Annotated in this window: 9 protein-coding genes; 3 read left to right on the top strand and 6 right to left on the bottom strand. The window is 62.5% G+C overall.

Going from position 1 to position 7330, the window contains the following annotated elements; genetic code table 11:
* From KF827_RS12370 to KF827_RS12395, 6 genes are all read right to left on the bottom strand, one after another.
* A complete protein-coding gene (locus tag KF827_RS12370; protein ID WP_291005708.1) occupies positions 1 to 297 on the bottom strand; it encodes an addiction module antidote protein in 297 nt (98 codons plus the stop codon).
* 11 nt (positions 298 to 308) lie between these two features.
* Complete coding sequence (locus tag KF827_RS12375; protein WP_291005712.1) at positions 309 to 602, bottom strand: type II toxin-antitoxin system RelE/ParE family toxin; 294 nt, start codon at positions 600 to 602, stop codon at positions 309 to 311.
* A gap of 44 nt (positions 603 to 646) precedes the next feature.
* A complete protein-coding gene (locus tag KF827_RS12380) occupies positions 647 to 1042 on the bottom strand; it encodes a DUF2155 domain-containing protein (protein ID WP_291005715.1) in 396 nt (131 codons plus the stop codon).
* Position 1043: 1 nt separating this feature from the next.
* Positions 1044 to 1535 (bottom strand): outer membrane lipid asymmetry maintenance protein MlaD, encoded by a 492-nt coding sequence (mlaD, locus tag KF827_RS12385; protein WP_291005717.1) that lies wholly within the window; start codon positions 1533 to 1535, stop codon positions 1044 to 1046.
* Between the two features lie 27 nt (positions 1536 to 1562).
* Positions 1563 to 1898 (bottom strand): NADH:ubiquinone oxidoreductase subunit NDUFA12, encoded by a 336-nt coding sequence (locus tag KF827_RS12390; RefSeq protein WP_291005721.1) that lies wholly within the window; start codon positions 1896 to 1898, stop codon positions 1563 to 1565.
* Positions 1899 to 1969: 71 nt separating this feature from the next.
* Positions 1970 to 2569 (bottom strand): hypothetical protein, encoded by a 600-nt coding sequence (locus tag KF827_RS12395; RefSeq protein WP_291005724.1) that lies wholly within the window; start codon positions 2567 to 2569, stop codon positions 1970 to 1972.
* A gap of 228 nt (positions 2570 to 2797) precedes the next feature.
* Between KF827_RS12395 and KF827_RS12400 the strand changes: the two genes are divergently transcribed.
* The 3 genes from KF827_RS12400 to KF827_RS12410 all read left to right on the top strand — a co-directional run.
* Positions 2798 to 6418 (top strand): vitamin B12-dependent ribonucleotide reductase, encoded by a 3621-nt coding sequence (locus KF827_RS12400; protein WP_291005727.1) that lies wholly within the window; start codon positions 2798 to 2800, stop codon positions 6416 to 6418.
* Positions 6382 to 6828 carry a CAP domain-containing protein gene (locus tag KF827_RS12405; RefSeq protein WP_291005730.1) on the top strand — a complete coding sequence of 149 codons (447 nt, stop codon included), beginning with the start codon at positions 6382 to 6384 and terminating at the stop codon, positions 6826 to 6828. Before KF827_RS12400 ends, KF827_RS12405 begins: the two co-directional genes overlap by 37 nt.
* 55 nt (positions 6829 to 6883) lie before the next feature.
* On the top strand, positions 6884 to 7330 hold a 447-nt coding region (locus KF827_RS12410), incomplete at its 3' end, for a pentapeptide repeat-containing protein (RefSeq protein ID WP_291005734.1).

Below are 7330 nucleotides of genomic sequence, written 5' to 3' on the forward strand. Positions count from 1 at the left end.
TCACTCCGCTGCCGTGGCGTGAAGCTGATAGCCCAATGCCTGCATCACTTTGAGGATCGTGCCGAATTCCGGGTTGCCGTCCGGCGACAGGGCTTTGTAGAGACTTTCACGCCCCAGTCCTGCCGCGCGCGCTACCTTGCTCATGCCCTTGGCCTTGGCGATATCGCCCAACACGGCAGCAATCACTCGCGGATCACCATCGGCCAGTGCCGCATCCAGATAGGCCTGCTGGTCACGCTCGGTCTTCAGATACCGGCTGGCATCATATGGGCGAATAGCGATCTTCTTGCTCGGCATTGCTCTGCCCCTCACTTCAATCCACGCGCCAGATCGATGGCACGGGCTATATCCTGCTGCTGTCTGCGTTTGTCACCGCCGCACAACAACACGATCAATTCCGCGCCTTGGCGTATGAAATACACGCGATAGCCTGGCCCGTAATCGATGCGCAATTCGCCAACCCCTTCTCCGACCGGCTTGGAATCACCAAACAGGCCAAGCCGCAACCGTTGCAAACGCACTTGAATGCGCGACCGCGCCTCTCGATCCCTCAATCGCTCGAGCCATAATGAGAACTCAAGCGTTTCGTGCAATTTGAACATGGGGTGACTGTATTCCAAAGGATACGATCATGCAATGCGATACTTTATCGCGCCGCCTTGCAGTCGATCACCCAGACATCATAGACTGGGTGTTCCAGCGCATTGAGCGCCGGGCTGGAGGCGAACATCCAGCCCTGGAAGCGCTGCACAGGGGCGCTGCCGGTCACTTGCTCCACGATCTCCAGATAGGCGGCATTTTCCGGCGGATATTCCGGCGGTCGCTTGCGGCAGGCGCGCACAGTGATCTGCAGCCGGCCGAAGTTTACGGTCTGGTCCAGCGCTGCGTCGAAAGTGGTGATGCGGGCGGTGATCTTGTCCAGCCCCTGCAGCACGGCAATGGGCAGCGGATTGCTGGGCAGAGCCTGTGCCGGCACACCGCTTTGGGCGAAGGCCGGACTCGAAGCCAGCAGCAGAAAGGCCGCCGCCAAGAGACGCCGCATGTTACTGCGCCTTGGCCTTTTCGCCGTTACCAGACCCATTGGCGGGGCCGGATGTGGCGCTGAAAATCGCCTGGCCGATCAGGTCCATCAGGTTCACCGAGCCCTGGGTGAATTTCACGCTGTCGCCGGCCTTCAGGTTCACATCGCTGCCGCCTGGCTCGATGGACAGGTAATTGCCGCCCAGCAGGCCTTCGGACGCGATCTTGGCTGCCGAGTCATCCGGCAGTTGGTAACGGCCATCCACGCTGAAAGTGATCACGGCATCGTAGGTCTTGGGATCCAGCGCCTGCCCGGTGATGGTGCCCACCTTGATACCAGACATACGAACATCGCCGCCCACCACCAGGCCATCGGCGCGATTGAAGCGGGCATGCAGCTCATAACCCGCCGTGGTGCCGCGCATACCAGCCGAACTGTAAGCGAAAGCCAGGAAGAAGCCGGCCACCGCGAGCACAACGGCTCCAATCAGCGTTTCGACCAGATTGCTGCTCATCCCAGCCCCTCTCCAAATGTCTTGAACTTACTCAGGCCGCCAGGCTTCGTAATCGCCAGTGGCCTTCGGGCGCTGGCCGCCGCCAGTGCCGGCCGGCTTATAGGCATAGGGCGTGCCGGTGAGATTAGGCAGATGCTCCTTCTCCCAGCGATGCTTGTGCACGCCGCCAACCGGAGCATCATCCACCGTATGATGCAGCCAGGCATGCCATTCCGGCGGCACCTTGGATGCTTCCGGCTTGCCATTGAAAATCACCCAGCGCCGGCGGCCGTTCTTTTCACGGAAATACCGGTTGCCGAAGCCGTCGCTGCCGACAGCTTCGCCCTTCCACCAAGTGAACAATTTCGTGCCGATCAAGCTCATGGGGCCAGCCTCTATTAATCGGCGCGACTATGGCATCGCCATCCCGCGCGGTAAAGCCTTACAAACATACCCTATTTCAGCACCAACAGGGCGATTTCCGAGGCGAATTCGCGGCTCAGTTCAGCCACCGCCGCCGCCTCGAAGCCGGGGTATTTATCCGCCACGCGCTCCAGCCCCGGGCGATTGGCGAAATCCTCCGGCCGCAATAGATCGCCCTTCTTCACCGCATTGCCGCGCCCCACCGCAAACAGCGCCCGCCCCAGCGCCGTGGTGAGCGTGCGCTGACCTTCATCGGAAGCGAAATAGCCATCCAGCGCAGTAAGTTCCGGCGCCGAGTAGCTTTGCGCAGCCGCCTTGGCCACCGCGCCCCGGAAACGCTTGCCGGCGCCGGGGGATTTTTCGCGCAGCAGCCGCGCCCGCTCGGCATCGGCCGCCGTGTTTTGCGGCGCCAATTGGATATAAAGCTGCAGGATCGAGTCGACGCGCTTTTCCAGCGCCAGGGTATCCATCAGGCGCTCGGCGGCCTGGCGCGTGGCCCGGTCTTGGGCCCGGTCTTGGGCCCGGTCTTGAGCTTGTGTGCCCCCTGCAAGCAGCGGCCCGGCGGCAAATACCAGCAGGCAACCCAGCAACGCGGCTCGAATCAGGATCGGAAAGTGACGGATCTTGTGCATGGCGTATTCTAGCATGCTCACAAAATCCGGCAAAATTGCGTCAAGTCATTGTGGGGCGATTTATTTGCCTCACTCCCCCAAATGTAGAGTTGACCCGTTCCACCCCCACCCCCTAGATTTAGCCACCGTTGAGCACGGTTCACGCAAAATCTGGTGGTTTTTCGCGTTCCAAGGCGTTTTCCGACGCCCTCAACATATTGATTTCATGAGCGTTTATGGGAGCGGGCGATGCGGATCGAGCGGCATTACACAGAGGACGGCAAATCTGCTTATGCAGGGCTGGAATTCCGCACCACCAGCAGCGAAATCCGCAACCCTGACGGCTCGGTGGTGTTTCGCGCCGAGGCTCTGGAAGTACCCGCCCATTGGAGCCAGGTGGCCGCCGACGTGCTGGCGCAGAAGTATTTCCGCCGGGCCGGCCTGCCCGCCCGGCTGAAGCCGGTGGAAGAATCCGATGTTCCGGCCTGGGCCTGGCGCCAGCAGGCCGACGAAGCCGCCCTGGCCGAATTGCCGCCCGAACAGCGCCTGACCGGCGAAACCAGCGCACGCCAGGTTTTCGACCGCCTGGCCGGCACCTGGACCTATTGGGGCTGGAAGGGTGGCTATTTCGATTCGGAAGCCGATGCGCGCGCCTATTTCGACGAGATGCGCTTCATGCTGGCCGCCCAGGTGGCCGCCCCCAATTCGCCGCAATGGTTCAACACCGGCCTGCATTGGGCCTATGGCATCGACGGCCCCGCGCAGGGCCATCATTATGTGGATTACCGCACCGGCAAGCTGGTGCAGTCGCAATCCGCCTACGAGCATCCACAGCCGCATGCCTGCTTCATCCAGTCGGTAAGCGACGATCTGGTGAATGAAGGCGGCATCATGGATTTATGGGTGCGTGAGGCGCGCCTGTTCAAATACGGCTCCGGCACCGGCTCCAACTTCTCCCGCCTGCGCGGCGAGAATGAGCCGCTTTCGGGCGGCGGTAAATCGTCGGGCCTGATGAGCTTCCTCAAGATCGGCGACCGTGCCGCCGGCGCCATCAAATCGGGCGGCACCACGCGCCGCGCCGCCAAGATGGTGATCTGCGATATCGACCATCCCGATATCGAGGCCTTCATCGACTGGAAGGTGGCCGAGGAGCGCAAGGTTGCGGCTTTGGTGGCCGGCTCCAAGCTGGCACAGAAGCATCTCGGCCGCATCATGCAAGCGTGTCAGCATGGCTCGACCGATGATCGCTTCGATGCCAAGCGCAACAGCACTTTGCGCGCCGCCATCCGCAGCGCGCGCGAAGCGATGCTGCCGGAAAACCTGATCCAGCGCACCATCCAGTTCGCGCGCCAGGGCTATACCGCAATCGAATTCCCCGCCTACGACACCGACTGGGATTCGGAAGCCTACCTCTCGGTCTCGGGCCAGAATTCCAACAACTCGGTGCGCGTGTCGGATGCCTTCCTGCGCGCCGTGGAGAAGGATGCCGATTGGTCGCTGACGCGCCGCACCGATGGCAAGACCACCAAGGTGCTGAAGGCCCGCGCATTGTGGGAGCGCATCGGCGAAGCCGCCTGGGGTTCGGCCGATCCGGGCCTGCAATTCGATACCACCATCAACGATTGGCATACCTGCCCCGAGGATGGCCGCATCAACGCCTCCAATCCGTGCTCGGAATACATGTTCCTCGACGACACGGCCTGCAATCTCGCCTCGCTGAATCTGATGTGTTTCCGGCGCGACGATGGCAGCTTCGATATCGAGGGCTTTGAGCATGCCTGCCGGCTCTGGACACTGACGCTGGAAATCAGCGTGCTGATGGCGCAATTCCCCAGCCGCGAAATCGCCCGCCTGTCTTACGAATTCCGCACCCTGGGCCTGGGCTATGCCAATCTCGGCGCGCTGCTGATGAGCTGCGGCTTCTCGTATGATTCCGATACGGGCCGCGCGCTGTGCGGCGCCATCACCGCGCTGATGACCGGCGTGTCTTACGCCACCTCGGCGGAAATCGCCTCCGAACTCGGCGCCTTCCCGGGCTATGAGCGCAACCGCGACGCCATGCTGCGGGTGATCCGTAACCATCGCCGCGCCGCCCTTGGCGAACGCACCGGCTATGAGGCGTTGAACATCCTGCCGGTGGCGCTGGACCGCGCCAATTGCACCGACACACCGCTGGTGCTGGCCGCCGAACAGGCCTGGAACCGCGCGCTGGCCCTGGGCGAGCAGCATGGTTATCGCAATGCCCAGGTCAGCGTGATCGCGCCCACCGGCACCATCGGCCTGGTGATGGATTGCGACACCACCGGCATCGAACCGGATTTCGCGCTGGTGAAATTCAAGAAACTGGCCGGCGGCGGCTATTTTAAGATCATCAACCGCACCGTGCCACTGGCCTTGCGCACGCTGGGTTACAGCGAAGGCGAAATCCGCGCCATCATCGACCATGCGGTGGGCCATGGCACGCTGCGGGATGCTCCCGGCGTGAACCACGAAACGCTCACTGCCAAGGGCTTCACCCCGGATGCCATCGCGCGCGCGGAAGCCGGTCTGCGCGGCGCCTTCGATATCAAATTCGTGTTCAACCGCTTCACGCTCGGCGATGCCTTCTGCACCGATGTGCTGGGCGTGCCGGAAGCCCGGCTGAACGCCGCCAACTTCGATCTGCTGGCTTGGTTGGGTTTCGATGCCGAGGATATCGCCGCCGCCAATCTGTATTGCTGCGGCACGATGTCGTTGGAGCACGCGCCCTATCTGAAGCCGCAACATCTGGCGGTGTTCGATTGCGCCAATCCATGCGGCAAGGATGGCACGCGCTATCTCTCGGCACCGAGCCATATCCGCATGATGGCCGCAGCTCAGCCCTTCATCACCGGCGCAATCTCCAAAACCATCAACATGCCGAACAGCGCCAGCGTGGCGGAATGCAAGGAAGCCTATATCGAGGCGTGGAAGCTGGGCTGCAAGGCGATTGCGCTGTATCGCGACGGCTCCAAACTGAGCCAGCCGCTGTCGGCACAATTGTTCGAGGAGGATGCAGCAGAAGACGAAGCGGTTGCCGAAACCGTGATCGAAGCGCCAGCCACCGAACGCGCCCGCATCGTGGCCGAGCGCGTGGTGGAAAAGCTGATCAGCGGTCGCCAGCGCCTGCCGCTGCGCCGCAAGGGCTATACGCAAAAAGCCGTTGTGGGCGGCCACAAGGTGTATCTGCGCACCGGCGAATACGACGATGGCAAGATCGGCGAAATCTTCATCGACATGCATAAGGAAGGCGCCGCCTTCCGCAGCCTAATGAACAATTTCGCCATCGCCATTTCCATCGGCCTGCAATACGGCGTGCCGCTGGAGGAATTCGTCGATGCCTTCACCTTCACGCGCTTCGAGCCCTCGGGCATCGTGGAAGGCAACGACGCCATCAAGATGGCCACCTCGATCCTGGATTACGTGTTCCGCGAATTGGCTGTCAGCTATCTCGGCCGCACCGACCTGGCCCATGTGCAGCCCGACGATCTCGCGCCCGATGCCTTGGGCGGCAAGGAGAGCCACACCACGGCGCCCGTGGTGGCCCAGGTGGCGTCCACCGGTTATGTGCGCTCCAATCTGTATGTGCTGAAGCAAAGCATGGGCGGCGAAATCCAGGCCGCCACGGCTTCGCTGGCAGCCACCGGAACCGATGGCCCCGCCGTCACCGCCATGGCGGCGGTATTCGCCAGCGGCGATGGCGGCGCGGATGTCCGATCTGGCCGTATTCGCGAGGCGCGCATGAAAGGCTATGAGGGCGATGCCTGCCCTGAATGCGGCAACTTTACCCTGGTGCGCAACGGCACCTGCCTGAAATGCGATTCCTGCGGCTCCACCACTGGCTGCTCGTAATCGGCCTGCTGCTGGCCGCCGGCAGTGCACAGGCCGATCCTGCCCTGCTGGCGGCCATCAATGCCGAGCGCCGGCAGGCCGGACTGGGCCTGCTGCTGGCCGATGCGGCGCTGGAGGCGGCGGCGCTCGCGCATGCCACCGACCTCACCCGCTGCGGCCAGCTCAGCCATCGCGGCTGCAACGGCAGCGAATTGCCCGACCGCCTTCGCCAAGCCGGCTATTTCTATGGATTCGCGGCCGAGAATATCGCGCTTGGCACCGAGGACGCCGCCAGCACCCTGGCAGCCTGGCTGCAAAGCCCCTCGCACCGGGCCAATCTATTGCGGCCAGAGCCGACGGAGGCCGGAATCGGCCGCGCCGAGCTGGATGGCCGGTCGCTCTGGGTTCTGGTATTGGGAAAAAGATATTGACGAAAGTTGATGGAGGTTATTTTCCCAGGCCCGCCGCTTCGTTTATAATGCCCGTATGAACAGTGAACAAAGCTATCAGCCCTGCCCGGCCGATCTCGGCGAAAGGCTGGAATCCCATTCCCGCTTCACCCTTTCCATCGGCACATCGGTGCGTGTCGGCCGCCAGCTAAAACTGGCCAATGTGGATCTGGGCTCGGCCAAGCTGACCGGCCGCAATCTGCGCCGGATCGTGCTCAAGCAATGCAAGCTGTTCTGCACGGATATGCGCGATGTGGATGCCGTGGAAGGCGAGTTCAACGGCAGCGACCTGACCGCCGCCGATCTTTCGGGCGGCAATTTCAGCCAGACCAAGATGCGCGGAATCAATCTCAGCCGCGCGGTGCTGAACAACACCCGCTTCGATGGTGCCGATTTCAGCCCCTTTCATCCCACCACCCCGGAAGGCGCCGAACTCAGCGGCCAGAACAGCCAGTTTGGCAGTGTCGTTGGCAAGGGCGCCTCC

Origin of the sequence: Ferrovibrio sp. (assembly GCF_019636075.1) — a bacterium.
GTDB lineage: Bacteria > Pseudomonadota > Alphaproteobacteria > Ferrovibrionales > Ferrovibrionaceae > Ferrovibrio.

Bases quoted from the DNA above. Each gene is read 5' to 3' on its own strand.
- mlaD (WP_291005717.1), bottom strand. From the start codon at position 1,535: ATGAGCAGCAATCTGGTCGAAACGCTGATTGGAGCCGTTGTGCTCGCG.
- KF827_RS12375 (WP_291005712.1), bottom strand. From the start codon at position 602: ATGTTCAAATTGCACGAAACGCTTGAGTTCTCATTATGGCTCGAGCGA.
- KF827_RS12390 (WP_291005721.1), bottom strand. From the start codon at position 1,898: ATGAGCTTGATCGGCACGAAATTGTTCACTTGGTGGAAGGGCGAAGCT.
- KF827_RS12370 (WP_291005708.1), bottom strand. From the start codon at position 297: ATGCCGAGCAAGAAGATCGCTATTCGCCCATATGATGCCAGCCGGTAT.
- KF827_RS12405 (WP_291005730.1), top strand. From the start codon at position 6,382: ATGCGATTCCTGCGGCTCCACCACTGGCTGCTCGTAATCGGCCTGCTG.
- KF827_RS12380 (WP_291005715.1), bottom strand. From the start codon at position 1,042: ATGCGGCGTCTCTTGGCGGCGGCCTTTCTGCTGCTGGCTTCGAGTCCG.
- KF827_RS12400 (WP_291005727.1), top strand. From the start codon at position 2,798: ATGCGGATCGAGCGGCATTACACAGAGGACGGCAAATCTGCTTATGCA.
- KF827_RS12395 (WP_291005724.1), bottom strand. From the start codon at position 2,569: ATGCACAAGATCCGTCACTTTCCGATCCTGATTCGAGCCGCGTTGCTG.